Source organism: Leptobacterium meishanense, from assembly GCF_037645805.1.
Lineage (GTDB): Bacteria > Bacteroidota > Bacteroidia > Flavobacteriales > Flavobacteriaceae > Leptobacterium_A > Leptobacterium_A meishanense.
Genome location: NZ_JBBEXE010000006.1, coordinates 178,172 through 197,359 on the forward strand (window position 1 = coordinate 178,172; position 19,188 = coordinate 197,359).

A 19,188-nucleotide genomic window follows, 5' to 3' on the forward strand; every position below is an offset into this window, starting at 1 on the left:
ATCTTTTGCTATTTTAATCGTTGTTAGTATCTTTCACTTTCTAAGTGGTGATGAATTTAAATATGTATTGAATTATGCTAGATGAACAAAAGGATAACCTGCCGGAGGCAGATGGAAAAAAAGAAGAATTAAAAGAAGTAAATTCGGAAGAAACAAAAGCTTCAAACAAAGAAGCGGAAAAGCAAATTTTAGAAAGTGATAATGATCCGTTGAATGAAATTGACGAATCAAATGCCGAAGATGCTGAAGACGAAGCTGTAAATGAGCGTCATACCATTCCTATGCCTGATTACCATGCCATGAGCATGGAAAAATTAATTGAAGAGCTGGAAAAGCTCGTCAAAAATGAAAAGGTACAGGCTATTAAAACTCATGTAGATAACATTAAACATGAGTTTGATGCAAAGTTCCAAGAACTTCTTGAGCAAAAGAAAGATGATTTTATAAATGATGGGGGCAATGAAATTGATTTTAGATACACCTCTCCATTAAAAACCAGGTTTTACAAAAGCTATTCCGAATACAAAGAAAAACGGAACCAATATTATAAAAACCTAGAGAAAAGCCTTAAAGAAAATCTTTCAAACCGATTAGCCATCATAGAAGAGCTCAAAGGGCTTATCAATGTAGAAGAAAATATCAATACCACTTATAAACATTTCAAGGAGCTTCAGGAAAGATGGTACAATGCAGGATCCGTTCCTAAGGTCAATTATAATGATTTATGGCGTACATACCACCACCATGTTGAAATTTTTTATGATTTTCTGGACTTAAACCGTGAATTAAGAGATCTTGATTTTAAACACAATCTGGAAGAAAAAGAAAAAATTATTACTAAAGCAGAAGCGCTTATTGAAGAAGAAGACATTCCTAAAGCATTTCGTGAGTTGCAAATTCTTCATAAAATATGGAAAGAAGAAATTGGGCCTGTTGACAGAGAGCACAGAGAAGATGTATGGAACCGTTTTAGCAATGCCACAAAAGCTATTCACGACAAACGCCAAGAATATTACAAAAACATAGATGCCGTATATGAAGCTAACTTGGTAAAAAAGCAAGAAGTAATAGCACAGATAGATGCCATAACTTCAAAACCTGTTAATACACATAGTGAGTGGCAAAATCAAATCAAAAAAATTGAAGCGCTCAGGGAAGCCTTTTTCAATATTGGAAAAGTTCCGAGAAAAGAAAGCAACACAAACTGGTCCCGTTTCAAAGAAGCCGTCAGGGCATTCAATCGAAACAAAAATGCATTCTATAAAAACCTAAAAAAAGAACAGCAAAAAAATTATGAGAAGAAACTAGAACTAGTAGAAATTGCTGAAGCAAATAAAGACAATGAAGATTGGGAAACAGCTACCGAAATCTATAAAAAAATCCAACAAGATTGGAAAAAAATAGGGCATGTCCCCAGAAAATTATCCGATGAAATATGGAAACGCTTCAAAGAAGCCTGTAATCATTATTTTGATCGGCTCCATGCACAACGAAATAAAAGTAGTGAAGAAGAACTAGAAGCTTATAACAACAAGAAAGCCTTTATTGAAACCCTTAAGGATGTTGAATTATCAGGAGATAAAGAAACTGATATGGCGATGCTTCAAGAGCATATAGCTAATTGGAAGACCATGGGTAAGGTGCCTTACCATAAACGAGCTATTGAGAATACATTTTATGACACATTGGACAAACTGTTTAAAAAACTAGGACTCGATAAAAAAGAAGCTACACTCATTAAATATAACAATAAGCTAGAACAACTTGCAAATTCAAATAACGAAAGGGCTATTGAAAATGAAAAAGTCTTTATAAAACGTAAAATTGAAGAACTAAAAGCCAAAGTACGGCAATTCGAAAATAACATGCAGTTCTTCTCAAACACCTCTAACGATAACCCCATGTTGAAAGATGTGGTGAATACCATTGAGCAACATAAAGAGTCGCTTGCACTGTGGAAAGCCAAGCTAAAACAGTTAAAAAGCATGGATTAAAACTGCTCTACCCTATGAGATTTCGACTATTTAAAAATATGAGCTGGAAGTATGCCATTGGCGAAGTTTTATTGACTTTTATTGCCATTAACCTCGCCATCGCTTTTAACAATTGGAATGAAGGCAAAAAGGCAGAAAAAGTAGAACAGGAACTCTTAAAAGAACTTAAAGAAAACCTTAAACGTGACTTAACTGATTTAGATGAAAACATTAATGGCGGTTATACATTTAGGATTCAAAAAAGGCAAGAGCTAATTGAACTTTTTTCTGAAAATACTCTAGAAAATGAAAAAGGGATTAAAAATATTTTGGGCTCACTTTTCAGTACAACTATTTTTATAACCAATGATGCGGCCTTTCATAATTTAAAGTCACAGGGGTTAAACATCGTAACAAATACTTCGTTAAGAAATGCTATAACTGCTTATTATGACACACGGGTAGAATGGTTCAAAGTTAACGAACAGGATTACCTCGATTACCATAAACAATACCTCTTGCCTGTGTTGGTCGAAAGTTTATTTAACGAGAATGATGAAATAGCCGTATTATTGGAAAAACACCCTCATTTCATAAACCATTTAAAATGGTTACAATTCATAGAAAAAAGCATATTAGCGTATTCCCAATCTTTAAAAAAAGACATTGAAGCGCTTATTTTACAAATTGATGACGAAATAAAGAATAAGTAAACAGGAATTATGCGCTTCCCAGCTTATTTAGCTTTTCTACTAACTTTTTACTTTTAGCTTCCAGTTCGGCACTTACTGCTTTAAGATGGGCTTTTCTGTTGGCTACACTTTTATCATTTACCTTTACAATGAGTTCGTCAAAGACTTGAATAGCTTCATCAATAATGGCATCCCCTTCTTTAGAAGGTGGTTTTAGGGTCGCCATTTCTGAAATGTACACTGCATCAATAATATCGCCCAGTACATTGTTTATGTCTCGTTTTAAATCTCTGATACTTGCCATAACTATTTTGTTTTTATGATTTATTGATTTTTTTCATTTATATATATACCTCCAAAAGTTTTACTCCGGATAGCGAATCGATATGCAACCGTTCTGTGTTGGCAGGTATTAATATCGTTTCCCCTTTTTTTATTTTTTCACTTCCATATTCATTTTTGAGAATGGCTTCTCCCCTCACACACATATAAATCGTAAAAGAACCTCTGTCGGTTATATCAGTAGTATAATGCCCTTCTATATCCAAATAATTAGTAATAAAATAAGGGCACTTAACTACTGCATTAGAAGTGTTTTGTTGTTTTTCATATGGCATTTTAAAATCCTCCTTTTTTTCATAATCAATGGCATCTAATGCCAGTGCAGTATGGAGTTCACGAGTATTTCCATCCTTGTCTTTCCTCTCCCAATCATATACACGATATGTAATGTCCGATGTTTGCTGTATCTCTGCCAGCAATACACCTGCCCCTATAGCATGTATTTTCCCTGTATTGATAAAAAATACATCCCCCTCTTTAACTTTTTCATAATTAAGGAGCTCTGGAAGTGAGTTGTTTTCAAGGTGCATTACATACTCCTGCTTTGTAACATCCTTGTTAAAACCCACTATAAGCTCTGCACCTTCATCCGCATGCATAATGTACCACATTTCTGTTTTTCCAAATGAATTGTGGCGTTTCATTGCCAATTCATCATTGGGGTGTAATTGAATGGAAAGGTCCAACTTAGCATCAATAAACTTTATCAATATCGGAAAGTCATTCCCAAATTTCTTGTACACACGATTGCCCATAAGTTTTCCCTGATAGGTCTCTATTAATTCTAACAAGGAAATTCCTTTGAGCTTTCCGTTAGCTACTTCGGAGATAGCACCCTCTACTGCAGAAATTTCCCAACTCTCCCCTATGGTGTCACCCTGGACAGGCTTTTCCAGTACATCTTTTAGTTTTGCACCTCCCCAAAGACGTTCTTTAAAAATCGGTTCAAACTTTAATGGATAGAGGTTCATTTACGCCTGTGTTTTTAATGATTCCAATGCTTTTTTTATATGATCAGTAGCCTTCATACTATTGAATACCATAATTACTTTTCCTTCCTTATCAAAAACATAGGTCTCCCTCCCAGGAAACAACCCAAAAAAATTGGCAGGTACACCAAATTGTTTTCGTACTTTTTTATCAGGATCGGCCAATAAAATAAATGGTAAATGATAGCTGTTAGCAAATTTTTTGTGGCTTTTGGAGGAATCAGAGCTAATCCCTATTACTTCTGCACCCATATCTTTAAAGTCTTGGTAAGCATCTCGAAATGAACACGCTTCTCTAGTGCATCCGGGGGTGTAATCCTTCGGATAAAAGTAAACTACAAAGGGTTGCTTTCCTACCAACTGGGTACTGCTAAAATCGTTTTCCTCCTGATCTTTCAGCGTGAATTCAGGGATGGTATCACCTATAGATAAACTCATACCGCTCCTTTATAAGTTACAAAATTTCTGGGGGTTTCATATAGCACGACTTCTAAATCCAATTTATTGTCCACGTGCTTTCTAAGACGGCTCCATATAACTACTGCAATGTTTTCAGCAGTAGGATTAAGTGATTTAAATTCAGGAACTTCTAGATTCAGGTTTTTATGGTCAAAAGCACATTCTATTTCCGTATAAATTAGTTTCTTAAGAACCGCTATATCCATTACATATCCTGTTTTCTCGTCTACTTCCCCTGTCACACCTACAATCAATTCATAATTATGCCCATGATAATTTGGATTGCTGCATTTTCCAAAAATTGCTGCATTTTCCTTGTCAGTAAGCTCTTTTATATGCAAACGGTGAGCTGCATTAAAATGTGCTTTTCTATACACCGTTACCCTCATTTTAACCTCAATTTTTTACCGGTATAAGATACATACATATCAGGTGATTTCCAATCCTTTTTCTTTTCACTTATTTTTGTCGCTGTAAAGAACTATAAAACCATGAAACTACTCAAAAAAATCCTTAAATATACATTGCTTGTATTAGGTTTCGTTTTTATTGTTTTACTGGTTTTGTTTTATAGGTTCTCCGCCCCAAAAACCAATGAAGCCATCCAAGATTTCTTTTCTGATGAAGGCCATGGGGCAACTATTCGTTATCTGGAGTTTGAAAACAAGAATGTCAGGGTTGTAACAACTGAAAAAGCTGCTAATGACAGCCTTCCTACCATTATTTTTATTCATGGGTCTGTAGGTTCTTCTATGGATTTTAAAAAGTATATGGTTGACCCAGAATTGAATAATAAAGCACATCTGATCGCTTATGACCGGATTGGTTATGGTGAGGAACAAACCGGATCAGTCTTAAATTCTATTGAGAAAGAAACAGCATTACTCCGAAAAATTGCAGGCGCATATGCTTCAAAAGAGATCATCCTTGTAGGTTATTCCTATGGCGGGCCCATAGCTTTAAATTATGCATTGGAACACCCTACAAAGCATGTGGTTTTATGTGCCCCTGCTTTGTATGCAGCCCATGAAAAGATTCCCGGAATGATTAAATTATACCAATGGAAGGCAACACGGTTTTTAGTCCCTGACATATGGAAAGGTGCATCTATAGAAAAACTTTCACATGCTCAAGATTTACGGTTATTTGAAAATTCATGGAAAAACAACATTGCTAATATTACTTCTATACATGGGGACAGTGACTGGGTAGTGCCTTATGAAAACTCCCTTGAATTACAAGGTGCATTATCAACAAAATCATTTCGTCTGGTTACAATAGAAGGTGAAGGCCATGCATTGCTATGGACAAGCTTTGCGCTTATCAAAAAATCGTTGCTAACACTTCTTTAGGTATTCATAAAACCGGTCAAAAATAATTTTGAACCAGGCAGTGTATTGTCCCGGATGTTGCTTAATAGCTTCCTTAACTGCTTCAAGAGGCATCCATTTCCAATCGGCAACTTCATTTTTATTGATAACCGGATCATTGTTATACGTTCCTATAAGTACGTGGTCGTATTCATGTTCTGTTAAACCATTATCAAACGGGGCCTTGTATACAAAAGACAAAAGTTCTTTTAAATCGGCACTAAACCCCATTTCTTCCATCAAGCGCCTTTTTCCAGCTGCGATATTGCTCTCTCCTTCCCGTTGATGACTACAACAGGTATTGGTCCATAAACCTGGAGAATGGTACTTATCAAAAGCCCGTTGCTGTAAGAGCAGTTCGTTATGGTCATTCAATATAAAAACAGAAAATGCCCTATGCAGCATACCTTTCTCATGCGCTTCCATTTTTGACATAAGCCCTAAGGGTTCATCATGCTTATTTACTAATATTACTTTTTCTTCAACCATATTTTTGCTCCCATACAAAACTACAAAATAGCTACTTGTTTTTAATTAGTTTTTGGTTATAATATGCAATCAAAAAATAAGCCTTGCCCTCAAAAAAAATTTAAAAGCAAGGCTATCCAAACAAATGTAAATAAAAAGATGTAAAGCAAAATGATAAGTGTATCCCTACACTTAGCGGCTAGCCTCTAGGATTGTCCATATGGACAATCCAAAGAGTCTCGCCTTGTCGGCCCCCCAACAACTAAATAAAAGCAAGTATTTCGTATACTACGTCTATATACAAAATACAATCGCTATGAAACGAATGCTATGAAGAACGACATGTAATTTGTAAAAAACATATTGACTCATAACACAATGCTAAAGTATGTATTATACATGGAACAAATGCTCTGGTTTCGCACAAAAAAAATACGGTTTTACCGTATTTTTTTACCTGTCTTTTTTACATTGATTATACTATACAAATCCCTTTTTTCGAGCTTCTTCTATAAGGTCTTCATCATCACCATCGGGGACTCCAAACATTGCTTTTAATTGTAACTTCCGTTTTTCTATGGCGCTTAACGATAAATCTACATGTTTGATCAAATTCTTGGTACGCACACCTCTGGACAAATGGTAAAGAATTTTCATGTTTTTGCTATCAACTTTATAATCATTGCTCAACTTTTGACGTATAAAATTTTTTGCTGTTGTAGTATAGTATGGCGGATTGTGTAATATAAGGTGAAATGCCAATGTCATTTCTCTATTGTCTACGTCCCCTTTTACCAAAAGCCCCTCGGGGTTTACCCGTTGCATAATACTGTTCAACCGTCCCGGTTCGCCATGCTGGGTAAGAACCACTATTTTTGTGTTTGGAGTGAGCTTTCTTACCAGTTCTGCCAAATCTTCACCGGTACTATACCCCTCGTATGGCTCAGAATCTCCCAGGCTTATATCTAAGAATATGAGATCGTACTCTTTCTTTTTAGCTGCTTTTTTGATCTTGCGCACAGCATCTTCAATTTCATAAACAGTACTAATGTCCAAGGGTTTTCCAAAATTGTCTTCTTTCAAAAGTGTTGCTTTGTAACCTTCCAAGGTCATTGGATGGTCATCTACCATTAAAATCCGGTATTTGCCTCCATCTTTGTCGGCAAACCTGCCTCCTTTAGGTTTTTCTGTCATAAAATAAATTTTTGTGTTAAACTATGGTTATCATTTTTTTCTAGCAGGGGGGCTGATATTTTTATGATAATTGTTGTTCCTTTTCCAATTTCAGGGAAACATTCGATGCTCCCTTCTATTTCTGCAATGCGCGATTTCATGTTCTTTATACCAATACCTTTCTTCACTTTTTCTTTATCAAAACCTTTTCCATCATCAGCAATGATTATACGTGCCCATTCTCCAATACTGTCAAAGGTAATCGTTACACTCTTGGCTTCCGCGTATTTTACCACATTTTGCAAGGCTTCCTGTATTACCCTGTACAAGTGCATCTTGGTTTTGTAGGGTACTTCGTCCCAATCTATCTTCTGTTGATCGTCCAATTTATAATTTATGCCCATCCCTTGCAACTGCAAATCCATCAATCCGTTTATTACATAACTGTACGCCTGCCGTTCATCAAAAATACTTTCTTGCAGGTCATGCGAAATTTTCCGGATATCTTTAGATATTTTCTGTATTTCCGCTATAAGCACTTTTCGTTTGCTAATAGCTTCTTCACTGGTGTCGTCATTCAGGTTGCCCAACATCATAAATATACTAAACATACGGCTTTGCACACCATCGTGCAATTCTTTGGAGATCCGCTCTTGTTCTTTCTCACGCGCTTCTTCCACACGGTCTTGCTGTGAGAGCATTAAATTGTACACCTCTTCATTGGCCTGTTGTTGCAACTGTTCAAACTCCAGTTTTTTGTTCTTAAGGCGCTGCCGTATAATAATGACCAGTAACAACCCAAGCAGTATGGCCGAAATGGCCGTGTACATATACCAGTTCATTTTCCGGGTAATGACAATGTTGAGCTTTTCCAACTTGTCCGTATCAAAACGGATACGGGCAAACTGGTTGCGTGTTTGCCGTTCTGCTTGTTGCAGGCTGTCACTTATTTGTATGTAGCGCGCCGCATATCCTTTTGCTTCATTTCCCTTGCCAAGGCGTGCCATTATTTGTAACGGTTTTAGCATATCGCCATAATTGTACACACCGGCTGCCAGGCCGTACACCTCGTTGGCATAGTACAAGGCCATGACGGTGTCTTGCATTTTTTCGTGGTACTCTGCAAGGTGCAGTCTGCTGGACATTTTACCTCCATAATCATTTAAACTATCGCGTATCACTAAGGGCTCCATATAGGCCTCCGGCAAGCCGGTGGTATCGCCTAGCAAAAAACGTGCATGGGCTCTGTTGCTGAGTAAGCGGGCATATACCTCCGGTTGCTCTTTTCTTATAGCAGGGTAGGCCAACGCTTGGTCATAATACGTAATGGCTTCTTTGTATTGGCCCATCTGTTCGTAGGTAGTCCCTATATTATTTAAGGAGGTTATTTCCAACCAAGGGATGTCTAATTTTCTACGTAAGTTATAGGCCTCTTTATCATAATTTAACGAGGCTTCATAATTTTCCATTTCTGATGCTATAAAAGCCAAATTGTTATATGCGGAGGCGAGCATACGGATATCCTCTGTATTTTCTAAAAAGGTAATGGCTTCTACAGTAGTGGCCTCGGCCCCCACATAATCCAGCGCATTTTTTTGCACAATTCCCATGTTTAAGAGCATTTTTCCTGTATTCAGTACATCGTTCAAGCTACGGTAATGGTTCTGTGCATTGTAAAAAAAGTAGTAGGCACTGTCGTTTACATTTTTTCGTAGGCAATAGGTGCCCAGATAGCGGTTGGCCGTGGCCAAGTGCAAGGTATCCTTTTCTTTTTGTGCCAGCTCTAAGGCCTGTTGACTTTCGGCCTGGAACTGTTTTAACGAGCCTATGCGATAGTAGCACAGTGCAATTTGCAAACGTGCCTTTGCTTGTACGGAATCAGGCTGCTTGGTTGCCCAGCCCCTTCCTTTGTCAATCCATGTTGCCTTTTCTGCAACAGACAAGGTATCTTCTTTGGCATATTGCAGGTACAGTGCCAAACTGTCCTGCGCTTGTACCGTACCAGTGGCGGCAATTTCCGTCGCTTTTTTGCAGGCTGTAGCAAATAGTAATACACTAAACACTGTTAAATAGTAGCTACTTTTCATAAAATTTTGTTAAAAAACTGCCTAAAAATAGTAAAAATAGCCGAGCCAAGCCATAAAAAAAGCAGTGCCCTACAGCCGCTGCTTTTTACTTTGATGTGACAGAATAATCCTTAGTCAATATCGGCAGGATCGTCTCCTTTGTTACCATTAGTCGCTGTGGTATCATACAAATCATCCTCTGTAGTGTTAGCACTACAAGAAATAGTGGCGGTAGTGCCTAAGGCCAAAATTGCAATCAGTATAATGTTTTTTAATGTTTTCATGTCTATGTAGTTTTAAGTTTTTGCTAGTTTTTCTTTTTGTAGTTAAAATTTAAATGTGTTGTAGCCGTGGCAGGGGTTATGTACCAAGAACCAGTATGGTACCTATAATTGCCTTGTTTGTGGGGCACCCACTGCCACATTAGCTACAATTTGCTACGCCAATAAAGCGTTGTTATGTATTCTAAATGCAGGACGGCATTTAAAAATATGGTAATATGTACGGCACTGCAGGTAGTTGTCCTCTACTAGCCATTGTGAGTGCACTTGTTACCTGTATAAAGAGAAGCTTCTTTTTAAACTCGTGATTCTATTATTCTCACAGAACGAAAATACGTAAGAATATTGTACTATTTAAAGGATATTTTGTTGTTTTAGTAGTTGTGCAGCAATTGTGAGTGGCTGACATTTTTTTAAGGGTAATTGACATGGTTTTGTTAAAACTCCAGTACATTCTTATGTTTCATTGCTTCTTTAATAGCTTCTACATTGCTCTTGTAGTTTCGGGAAAAGGGGATAAAGTCTTCGGAAGCTTTCATGGTAAAGCGAGATTTACCAAAGTGGATCCTGGATATGCAACCGGTGTTTACAATATAACTGTTGTGTATACGCACAAAACCATGGGGCAAAGACTCTTCAAAGCACTTAAGTGTTTTTATGGCGCTTACCTTTTCACCATTTTTCATGAAAATGTCTGTTGTATTATTATCTGCTTTCAGGTATTGGATTTCGTCCAGCTCTATGAAACGGTAATCCCCGTATGATTTTATACAAAGTGTTTCGGGGTTTTTACCATATTTTTTCTCATGCCTCATAAAGGCTTTTCGTATTTCAAAACTATTGACGGGTTTTAAAATATAATCGAGCACATCATTTTTAATGGCCTGCAAGGTATATTCAATGCTCTTGGTCACAACAATAATTTTTGGAAGTTGTACCAGGTAATTTTTCAATTCATGTACAAGGTTAAAATGGGTAATGTTCCCCAACATTCCCGGCGATTCAACTTCCAGGAACACGAGATCGGGGACTTCTTTCAGAATGAGATCCATACCCGACCTTTCATCATTGGCTACGCCGCGACAATAATAATTGGGAAATTCTTTGAGTATAGACCGAAGTTCATTAGCTGATTTTTCATCGTTATCAATTATAATATAGGAGTACTTCATGGCTATTGCATTTAGGTATGTTTTTTTTGTTCAGTACAACTACTGAAAAAGCATACATTAACACTTGATGAATTTACTATTTATCTATGAAGAATTATTGTGGTTTTACCATATATATATTGATACTTTGCACGAGAAAAAAGATAGAAATAAACTGATTAACAGGTAGTTATATTATTATATTATTTATAGTACCTCGTATTAAAAATAGCTAAAACTCCCTTATTTAAAGGGCTGGGACAGATTTCGGGATTCAGTTTAAAAAAATGGGGTTTTTTCTCCGTTTTTTGTTCTTTTTATTTTTCTTAAGGTAGAAAAATGCTAGAAAATGCATTTACAAGTATAAAAAATATAGCTTTTTAAAGAAATGTGAAACATGATTTTTTATAGATAAGGCTGTTCAAAAAGTTAAAAAAATCTCAAATATGCCATATTCTCCAATAATTATCGAAATGAAATGTCCCAATGATTTATTGGCAAAGAAGTCTTATTATAAGTTTATTGCTTTTATATAAATTTCTCTTCCTGTATACACAGGGTTGAAAATGATGTGCAGGGCTATTAAGGTTCTTTTAAAGAAACAAAAAAATGGCTTAATATATTAAAAAAGCTGCGCCTGCCCATATGGCAAACGCAGCAAGCTACATAGAAAAAAATGGTCTGCTTGTTTATTCCATGATTACAAATTCTGAGCGCCTATTCAATTGGTGTTTTTCTATACTACAAGGCACTCCGTTCCCACATTCGTTTACTAATTGTGTTTCACCATAGCCCCTTCCGGTAATCCTGGAAGGGCCTATCCCTTGTTTTATAAGGTAGTCAATTGTAGCCTTAGCTCTTTTTTCCGATAACCGCATATTATAGGCATCATTTGCCCTACTATCTGTATGCGCCCTGATATCGATTTTTATACTTGGGTATTTTTCCATGGCAGCCACTACTTTTTCTAATTCTATCTCGGCATCTTTACGGATTTTTGCCTTGTCAAAATCAAAATAGATCGGTTTTAGTTGTAATAGCTGTGCAAGATCGTCGCCTATACCGGCGGTAACGGTTTCTTTTTCCAATTCAAAATTTATAGTTAGCGTATCAGTACCATATGATGCCGACACTAATGTTTCTGAGGGTGTGTATGTTTCTTTTGTTGCCCGCATAAAATGGTCTTGTGTACAATCTATGGTTACTTTGTAGGTTCCTTCCGAATCGGTAACTACTGTTTGTAATAGTTCATTTTTGGTATTGATCACCAGTACTTGTGCATTTGGAATGGGTGTTTTTCTATTCTTATCTGTTATAACTCCTGTAACTACTTGTTCGCATTGTGTAACTAATGGTATGGTTTCAATAAAAAAGTAGATGTCATCACTCCCTACACCACCATCTCTATTGGAAGCAAAATAGCCTGTACTTTTTGCTTCGTCGATAATAAAGGAGAAGTCATCTTTGGGGCCATTTACAGGGCTTCCTATATTGTGTATACTTGATGGTTTCTCCATTTCAGCCACAAATATATCCAGACCTCCTAGGCCCGGATGACCGTCAGAGGCAAAATAAAGCTTTCCGGAAGTACTCATAAAAGGAAATGTTTCACGCCCTTCCGTATTGATTTCTTTTCCAAGGTTTATAGGTTTGCTGTAGCTTCCGTCTTCATGTATGGCTACACTATAGATATCGGACAACCCATACGATCCCGGCCTGTCCGAAGCAAAGTAGAGCTGCTTTTCATCAGTGCTTAATGTAGGGTGTGCACAGGAAAAGTCATCACTATTGAAAGGCAGTTCTGTAATATTGGACCAATTGCCATTGTGAAGTGTAGCTTTGTATATTTTCAGTTTATTGATCCCTTCTGCGTCTTTTCCGTATTTTTTATTGTTGTAATTGCTTCTGGTAAAGTACATCGTTTGACCATCTTTTGTAAATGTTGTGGTAGATTCGTGATAGCGCGTATTGATGTTTTTTGATAGTTTCACTGGGGTTGCCGTTGCTTGTTCTTTATTGACTTCACTACTGGTGTAAAGGTCTAAAAATGGTTGTTCATCCCATGAGTGTTTATATCTGGTGAGCACCCCGGTATCCCTTGCTGAAGAAAATATGAGTCCTTCTTTATAAAAAGAGGGGGCAAAATCCGAATAGGTAGAGTTAAGGGTCGCCAGTGCTATATCATATCTATCTGATTGTAACTTGATCTGCTCCAAGTAATTTTGCTGTGATGTATATAGCGCAGCTCTGCTATCGGTGCCTTTTGCTTTATTAAACATGTCCATCATACCATCCGCTTTAGTATACTCTTTTGTTGCTTTCAACGACTGTGCATATCGAAAATAGTATTCAGGTTCTATTGTTACATTTCGCATAGCCGTTAATTGCTCATACCATTTGGCGGCATCTTCATATTTAGCATTGAAATAGTAGGCATTTCCCAGCTTTTTATACAATTCGGCCGATTGGTACCCTTTATTGGCTACACGTTCATAAATATCTATCGCAGTAATAAAGGCATATTTATCATACTTCTTATCTGCCCGTTCTATTTTTCGTTGTTGTGCATGTACTGTATGGATAAGTAAAAATGTACATGCGATAAATATTATTTGTTTTTTCATGGTAGTGTTGTTTAGAAAAATCTAGGTGATACGGCTTTCTCAAAATTCTTAAGGAGCTCGAAACGGAGAAATACCTCAAAAGAACCATTATTGAAACGTGTTCCTCCCAATTCGGTAACTTCTTTGTCATATGCCAAACCCAACATAAATGAATCTGATATTTGAAACCCTGCCAAAGCACTTACGGCAGCATCCCATCGATATGCGCCCCCTAAAATGAATGTGTTATTAAACATAAAGTTGGCTGACATATCTACCTGAAGTGGTGCACCGGAAACAATTTTTGTCAATAGTGCAGGTTTGAACTTAACATTGCTGTTCAGATCAAACACATACCCGGTAATAGCATAATAATTAATGCGTTCTTCTGCTAAGAACGAAACAGCATTATTGGAGTTGTTGGATTCATCAAAATGGTCTGTTTCCAATAAGTTAGGTGCAGATACCCCAAGATAAAACTTGTTTGTATGGTAGTAGACGCCTAAGCCAACATTAGGGGAAAATTTATTGTTAATATTATCGGCAGCTGTCAGCTCGGGTTGGAATTGGCGCAGTTTTGTAAAATCAACATTTAATAAGTGCCCACCCCCTTTTAACCCGAAAGACAGTTTTCCTTTTTCTGATGTTGGTATGGTATATGAAAATGCTACGTCAAAGTACGTTTCTTCGTTTACGCCGTCACCAATGCGGTCGTTTACTATAGATAACCCTAAACCTACTCTACCGGTTTCTCCTATGGGCGAATGTATATTAAGTGTCTGGGTTTCGGGGGATCCATCGAGTCCTACCCACTGGCTCCTGTACAATCCTGCAAAGCTCAGTACTCCACGGCTTCCCGCATATCCGGGGTTTACGCTCAGGGTATTGTACATATATTGTGTGTATTGTGCGTCTTGTTGTGCATACACTTGGCAGTTTAGCAAGGTCATTAATAAAATTGCGGCTAAGTTGTACGTTTTCATTTGTTTATGTATTTGGCCAAAAAAGGGCTGTTTTTTTTATCTGTTAATATAGAGGTGTCCTGCTATGGTTTTGTTTCCTGTTTGTGCTACATAATTGATTACATAATAATACGTGCCAACAGGTAAATATTCCCCTTCGTTGATAGTCATATCTGCTGTGGACCTTCCATCAAAGAAATTATTTATCGGATTATATCCCCTAGTTTCAAAAACCAATCTTCCCCACCGGTTATATATTCTTACTACATTATTTGGAAAGTCTTGGATATTACCAATCACTAAAACATCGTTTTTTCCATCTCCATTTGGGGTGATCAATTGGAATACTTCTAATTCTCCTTCTGTTGTATTATTAGGGTCGAGATAATCAGGTGTACCGTCACCATCTGTATCGAAAGCATCTTCAGGATTACCGTCGCCATTTGGATCAGGGTTCTCATCAATGGTTGCTATATCATCGTTATCATCATCCGGGTCTAAATAATCAGGTGTACCATCGCCATCCGTATCATCAGGGCCGTTATTGTCATTATCAACATCGTATTCAAATTCTGTATCTACACTGTCCCCATCATCATCAATATCCCTGTAGTCCACATCTTCTGTTCCATCTGTATCGGGAAGGTCATTGGCTGGGTCATTTATTTCGTCATTTACATCCGGGCCATCATTTATATCATTCCCTTCAAATGCATCATCCAAACCATCATTATCAGTGTCTATACCTGAAAAGATGTTATCTGCTATCCCATCATGGTTAAAATCATTACCTTCAATAGCATCCGGAACACCATCATTGTCGGTATCATCATCCAGATAATCAGGGAGGTCGGTATTGTCCGTATTTATGGGGATCAACCCTTCATTCAACGGGTTATCATAGGCATCGTCCAACCCGTCACTATCACTATCTATACCAGACGGAGGAATATACCCTTCTGTAGTTTGTGCTTCCACATTGTCGGGGATTCCATCATTGTCACTATCTATGTCCATAAAATCCGGTATACCGTCGCCATCCGTATCACCACTTCCTTCAAGGGCATCTACAATCCCATCGCCATCACTATCAATAGTAATGGCATCAATTTGAGTTACTGTGGGGTCATCAGGGTTACCATCACCATCACTATCATTATCAGTAAGGTCATCTGGGTCATCCGATAAACTGCTTACCATATTGTTATTTGGATCTTCTGCTGTTACAGTGGCTGTGTTTTGAAAACTGCCTGCGTCTATATCTACTTGTGTAAGGGTATAAGTGGCTGTATATGAAGTATTATCTGATTCTCCGGGCAGCAAGCTTGGTATTGGGGTTCCAGTTACAGTTACCAGAGGATCTGTTATTTCTATATTATTTAGTGCAGTATTCCCTGTGTTGGTAATAGTGAAAGTATAACCGATTGTTTCGCCTGCCTGAAAAATGCCATCTCCATTTTCGTCATTAAAGATATCTACTTTTGTAAGTGTTAGCCGGTTTTGAGATTCTCGCCAATTGGGTTCACCTCCGGGAGAATCTGTGTCAGGAAATGGTGAAAGTGCCGTTTGCCCTCCATTGGTATAATTTTGGGAAGCACTTGTGTTTAAATTAATCAAATCAAAGTTATCATCGAGCCCATCACCATCAGTGTCAGATCCTGATGGTACGGTATCTGCAATTCCATCATCATCTGTGTCATATGCTTCGATAGTATCGCTTTCTCCATCCCCATCAGAATTTAAGTCAAGATAATCAGGAACTGTATCACTGTTGAACACAAATGTTCCGTCTGTATTTATTGGTATAATGGGGCTTGCATCATAATTGTCATCCACTCCGTTCCCATCAGCGTCATTTCCGGAAGGTGCTATATAGCTAAAAGTTGGTTGCGCTTCTATGTTATCAATAATTCCATCATCATCAGCATCTATATCTAGATAATCAGGATTGTCATTTGTATTGTTATCTGAATTGACAGCGATGTTGCTTACCCCTGCTCCATCAACCCCTCCATCTTCTGCAGCATCAGGAATCCCGTTTGTGCCCTGTAATCCATCTACTTGGCCATCTTGGTTGGTATCTGCCAACCCTGCTCCACTTTCTATTACATCATAAATACCATCATTGTCACTATCTAAATCTAATGAATTAATAATACCATCCCCGTCTAAATCTGTCAGAAAGCCTTGTGGGTTAATATAATTTGTTAAGCAAGAGAATTGAATCCCATGTTGCCGGGTAATTGTTAATCCGTTTACTGCCGTGGTTGCTATTGCTCCAAAACGGATTTTTAATGCTGTTTTATGTTTATATATTGCAGAGAGGTTAACAAGTGGTTGTCCGTTGTTTATTTCTAAATACTCTGTAGTGCCTGCAGTGGCTTCTAACCTGCTATTTAAATTAATGCTTAATTCTGAAGGGGTAGATGTTATATAGCAAGAAGGAACATCGGTGAAGTCTTGCTCTCTGTAATCGGTATTTCCATCTATATCAATAAAGTTTGCAATAAACTCGGGTAAAATGACAGGAATGGTAGTTCCACTTTGCACAAAGGATATCTCATATTCTACATAGCCTTGAGAACCTACATCGCCCAATAGGTACCGTGTCTCCGGTTTGAAAAATTCAGAATCTGTTATATCTTCATCAAAAGTAATCAGTATAGCATTCACAACACTTTTTATAGTCACTAGGGCATCTATTCCTGTTGTAACAGTTGTATAACGATATACAGCTCCCTGCTGCAAGTCTATACCGGATTCTAATACAGGTGTTCCACTAAAACTAAGAGATGGTGTAGTGCTACAGTCAGGCTGTCCTGATGGAATCGCTGTATTTTCCTGTACATCTGTAATACCATCATTGTCATCATCCAAATCGGTAATGTCTGAAATGCCATCATTGTCAAAATCATTTGTGATAGCATCTCTATAATCTACATCGCCCCCATTATTGGCATCTTCATCTATATCAGGAAAGTTATCGGTTTGTGTAGTATCATAGCTTCCATTAACATCCAGATAATCATCCGTAGTATCTAATAAATCATCCAAACCATTTATTCCAACTGTTCCATCTGTTATCCCATCATTGTTTGTGTCCAATGATCCATTTCCCGATTCAACAATATCAAAAACCCCATCGTTATCACTATCTAAATCTACAAAATCAGGCATGTCAGTACCATCGGTATTTTGGGGGGAAATGCCCCCAATATAATTCATATCTACCCCCCCAGAACTTACAGTCCCCGCCGGTGCTTCATAACCAGCTGTATTTTGTGCTTCTATATTGTCTGGGGTTCCATCATTGTCAGCATCTAAATCGTATTGGTTTGGAACACCATCGTTATCTTGATCGCACCCAAGCAGCATCAAGCGTACATTGTCTATTCCCAAATCGTTTCCGGCAGCTCCTTGCGACTGATTATTAATGATTACTAGATTTACTGTGGCCGTAGTCGCGACAAATTCTACTTCGACTGTTCGCCATATATCATCATTTTGAATTCCTGAACCTACTGAACTTTGTGAGACTATCGGATTACCTCCTGTATCTTCAACGCTCAATGAGAACTCAGGAATGTCAGCACATCCATCACACAACCCGGCTGCTGAAATGCTGTAACGATAACGCATTCCGGGAATAACTGCTATGGCACTTTCTCTGTAAATAGCTGCATTTGTGAAGTTTACAGCATCTATATTGATGAATAGATACCTTCCTAAGGCAGTACCGTCTGCATCTGCATCTGGAGAAGGGTTTGCGTTGGTTTCTGCATAAAATGCTCCCTGATCCGTTGAAGTTGTTACTACATAACCTCCATCATTCGGTTGGGTAGCATCAAAAGTATGACCTATTACACTTGTATTACTTGTAGGGGTCCCTACACCAAAATTGTCTATAAAAATTTGTTCTGTAGCTACAAAACTTGAGGAGGCACAAAAGTTATTCTCCACTGTATCCAATATGCCATCATTATCATCATCCGAATCGGTGATATCTGACCGTCCGTCACCATCAGTATCCGGAAGCACATTAATAAGTATGGTTGCAGTGGCACATACTTGAGGTGCCACTGCTGTATTGCACACTTGATAGGTAAGGTATACTGCTGTTCCTTCTTCTCCCGGTGCAGGTGTATAACTTATTTCACCTGTTATATTGTTAAAGGTTACAGCTCCTATGGCTGTGCCAATCCCCAAATCTACTATACTTATTGTTGCTCCTGGGATGAAATCATCATTCGCTAAGATATTGGTGGTACGAACTGTTCCTTCAGTTGCATTAAAAACATTGGCTACCGCAGTTGCTACCAATGGATTGGGATCAGTAGTGTCCGGATTTCCGTCATTATCGTCATCAGTATCTATGGTATCATCTATTCCATCGCCGTCTGTATCCACATAAATACTATTCTCATGAACACCGTCTACCTTAGTATATGTAGATGCGCCAATACTATATGCCCATAATCCAAATATTATAGATAATAGATATCCATTAGAAGTAAAAAATTTCATAGGCCTATTGTTATTTATTGGATTTCGGTGGTTGTATAATGTTGAATTTAAAAACTCAAATTGTCACCAAAATCTTCGACGAAATTATATTATTGCCTTTCGCACCCCAATTATTTTCGGTTATATGACTATATA

At 37.7% G+C, this 19,188-nt stretch carries 15 protein-coding genes; 3 read left to right on the forward strand and 12 right to left on the reverse strand.

The genetic code is table 11. The features are described from left to right. The first annotated feature begins 74 nt into the window (after window positions 1–74). Together WBG21_RS08145 and WBG21_RS08150 are read left to right on the forward strand one after the other, a co-directional pair. A complete protein-coding gene (locus tag WBG21_RS08145) occupies window positions 75–1,994 on the forward strand; it encodes a DUF349 domain-containing protein (protein WP_340076701.1) in 1,920 nt (639 codons plus the stop codon). Window positions 1,995–2,032: 38 nt separating this feature from the next. Beyond that, on the forward strand, window positions 2,033–2,686 hold the full coding sequence (locus WBG21_RS08150) for a DUF6090 family protein (protein WP_340076703.1): 654 nt from the start codon (window positions 2,033–2,035) through the stop codon (window positions 2,684–2,686). Between the two features lie 7 nt (window positions 2,687–2,693). Here WBG21_RS08150 and WBG21_RS08155 read toward each other — a convergent pair whose 3' ends face one another. From WBG21_RS08155 to WBG21_RS08170, 4 genes are read right to left on the reverse strand one after another with little or no spacing between them, the layout of a single operon-like run. Further along, window positions 2,694–2,969: a hypothetical protein gene (locus tag WBG21_RS08155; protein WP_340076705.1), complete on the reverse strand. Its 276-nt coding sequence runs from the start codon at window positions 2,967–2,969 to the stop codon at window positions 2,694–2,696. A 37-nt stretch (window positions 2,970–3,006) separates the two neighbouring features. Further along, window positions 3,007–3,978: a type I phosphomannose isomerase catalytic subunit gene (locus tag WBG21_RS08160; protein WP_340076707.1), complete on the reverse strand. Its 972-nt coding sequence runs from the start codon at window positions 3,976–3,978 to the stop codon at window positions 3,007–3,009. Beyond that, window positions 3,979–4,434 carry a peroxiredoxin gene (locus WBG21_RS08165; RefSeq protein ID WP_340076709.1) on the reverse strand — a complete coding sequence of 152 codons (456 nt, stop codon included), beginning with the start codon at window positions 4,432–4,434 and terminating at the stop codon, window positions 3,979–3,981. It abuts the gene before it with no gap. Further along, window positions 4,431–4,844, reverse strand: coding sequence for a 6-pyruvoyl trahydropterin synthase family protein (locus WBG21_RS08170; protein WP_340076711.1), 414 nt, complete (start codon window positions 4,842–4,844; stop codon window positions 4,431–4,433). Before WBG21_RS08170 ends, WBG21_RS08165 begins: the two co-directional genes overlap by 4 nt. Before the next feature lie 102 nt (window positions 4,845–4,946). Between WBG21_RS08170 and WBG21_RS08175 the strand changes: the two genes are divergently transcribed. Continuing rightward, the gene (locus tag WBG21_RS08175; protein ID WP_340076713.1) at window positions 4,947–5,807 is read left to right on the forward strand and encodes an alpha/beta fold hydrolase; all 861 of its coding nucleotides are present in this window, start codon (window positions 4,947–4,949) and stop codon (window positions 5,805–5,807) included. On the opposite strand, the gene idi is transcribed toward WBG21_RS08175, so the two are convergent. The 8 genes from idi to WBG21_RS08215 all read right to left on the reverse strand — a co-directional run bounded on the left by idi (window position 5,793) and on the right by WBG21_RS08215 (window position 19,053). Next, window positions 5,793–6,314 (reverse strand): isopentenyl-diphosphate Delta-isomerase, encoded by a 522-nt coding sequence (gene idi / locus WBG21_RS08180; protein ID WP_340076715.1) that lies wholly within the window; start codon window positions 6,312–6,314, stop codon window positions 5,793–5,795. The genes WBG21_RS08175 and idi overlap by 15 nt on opposite strands. A 459-nt stretch (window positions 6,315–6,773) precedes the next feature. Next, window positions 6,774–7,487: a response regulator gene (locus WBG21_RS08185; protein WP_340076717.1), complete on the reverse strand. Its 714-nt coding sequence runs from the start codon at window positions 7,485–7,487 to the stop codon at window positions 6,774–6,776. After that, a complete protein-coding gene (locus WBG21_RS08190) occupies window positions 7,484–9,553 on the reverse strand; it encodes a tetratricopeptide repeat-containing sensor histidine kinase (protein WP_340076719.1) in 2,070 nt (689 codons plus the stop codon). The genes WBG21_RS08185 and WBG21_RS08190 overlap by 4 nt, the downstream gene beginning before the upstream one ends. A 110-nt stretch (window positions 9,554–9,663) precedes the next feature. After that, entirely contained in the window at window positions 9,664–9,816 is a 153-nt protein-coding gene (locus WBG21_RS08195; protein ID WP_340076722.1) for a hypothetical protein, read from the reverse strand. A gap of 434 nt (window positions 9,817–10,250) precedes the next feature. Then, window positions 10,251–10,985, reverse strand: a complete 735-nt coding sequence (locus WBG21_RS08200) for a LytR/AlgR family response regulator transcription factor (RefSeq protein ID WP_340076724.1) — start codon at window positions 10,983–10,985, stop codon at window positions 10,251–10,253. Between the two features lie 668 nt (window positions 10,986–11,653). Further along, the gene (locus tag WBG21_RS08205; protein WP_340076725.1) at window positions 11,654–13,588 is read right to left on the reverse strand and encodes an OmpA family protein; all 1,935 of its coding nucleotides are present in this window, start codon (window positions 13,586–13,588) and stop codon (window positions 11,654–11,656) included. An 11-nt stretch (window positions 13,589–13,599) separates the two neighbouring features. Further along, window positions 13,600–14,550, reverse strand: coding sequence for a PorP/SprF family type IX secretion system membrane protein (locus tag WBG21_RS08210; protein WP_340076726.1), 951 nt, complete (start codon window positions 14,548–14,550; stop codon window positions 13,600–13,602). A 36-nt stretch (window positions 14,551–14,586) separates the two neighbouring features. Then, a complete protein-coding gene (locus WBG21_RS08215; protein WP_340076728.1) occupies window positions 14,587–19,053 on the reverse strand; it encodes a T9SS type B sorting domain-containing protein in 4,467 nt (1,488 codons plus the stop codon). Window positions 19,054–19,188: the final 135 nt, after the last annotated feature.